We start from the raw sequence: 1,433 nt of genomic DNA on the forward strand, positions 1-1,433 counted from the left end.
GCCGCGGCCGGCGCCGCCTCGCTGATCAAGACGGTGATGGCGTTGCGGCACGGTGTGCTGCCGAAGACGTTGCATGTGGACGTTCCGTCGCCGGAGGTGGACTGGTCGGCGGGTGCGGTGGAGTTGCTGCGGGAGAACAGGCCGTGGCCGTCGGTGGCGGGGCGGCCGCGTCGGGCGGGTGTGTCGTCGTTCGGGATCAGCGGCACGAACGTCCACGTGATCCTGGAGGAGGCGCCGGAGGAGCCGGCCCGCGAACTCCCCGCGCAACGCCCCCGGTTGCCGGTTGTGCCGTGGGTGGTGTCCGGGCGCGGCGAGGACGGACTGCGCAGGCAGGAGAACCGCTTCAGGGAGTGGCTGGCCGCCTCACCCGCCACCGACCCGGCCGAGGTCGGCGCCGCCCTGGCGGCTCGTACGCAGCTCTCGCACCGGTCGGTATGGCTCGGCGGCGACGACCGCGTCGCCGCCGGCGCGGTCCGTGAGGACGGAGTACGGGTCGGGTTTCTGTTTTCCGGTCAGGGTGCGCAGCGGGTGGGGATGGGTCGGGGTTTGTATGAGGCGTTTCCGGTGTTCGCTGAGGCTTTTGATGAGGTGTGTTCGGGGTTTGACGGGGTGTTGAGGGGTTCTTTGCGGGATGTGGTTTTTGGAGAGGGTGGGGGTGAGGGGGTGTTGCGGCGGACGGAGTGGGCGCAGCCTGCTCTGTTCGCGGTGGAGGTGGCGTTGTTTCGTTTGCTGGGTTCGTGGGGTGTGTCTGCGGATTTTGTGTTGGGGCATTCGGTGGGGGAGTTGGCGGGTGCGTGTGTGGGTGGGGTGTTTTCGGTCGTGGAGGGGTGTCGGTTGGTAGGGGCGCGGGGTGGGTTGATGCAGGGGCTTGGTGGTGCGGGTGGGGCGATGGTGTCGGTGCGGGGGTCGTTGGAGGAGGTGGCGGCGTCGTTGCCGGTGGGTGGGGGTGTGGTGGTGGCGGCGGTGAATGGTCCGCGGTCGGTGGTGGTGTCGGGGGAGGAGTCGGGGGTCGCGGCGGTGGCTTCGGTGTGGGAGGGGCGGGGGCGCAAGGTGAGGCGGTTGCGGGTGTCGCATGCGTTTCATTCGCCGTTGATGGATGGGATGTTGGAGGATTTCCGGAAGGTGGCGGAGGGGGTTGATTTCCGTCCGTCGCGGATTCCGGTTGTTTCTGATGTGACGGGTGAGTTGATTTCTGACGAGGATTTGTGTTCGGCGGATTACTGGGTGCGGCAGGTTCGTGAGCCGGTGCGTTTTTACGAGGGAATGCGTACGTTGGCCCGGGAGCGTGTCGGGGTGTGTGTGGAGATCGGTCCGGGTGGTGGATTGGCCGCTTCGGGTGCGGAGTGTGTGGCTGATGAGGCGCCGGAGATGGTGCTGGTTCCGGCGATGCGCCGGGACCGGGACGAGGTGCGTACGGCGGTGGAGGCCGTGGC

Annotated in this window: 1 protein-coding gene; it reads left to right on the forward strand. The window is 68.1% G+C overall.

Translation table 11 applies throughout. The features are described 5' to 3' along the window. Window positions 1-36: 36 nt before the first annotated feature. Window positions 37-1,433, forward strand: a 1,397-nt coding sequence (locus ACWDZ7_RS42820; RefSeq protein WP_451804381.1) for an acyltransferase domain-containing protein, incomplete at its 3' end; no start/stop codon positions are given.

The organism is Streptomyces sp. NPDC003032 (assembly GCF_053591415.1).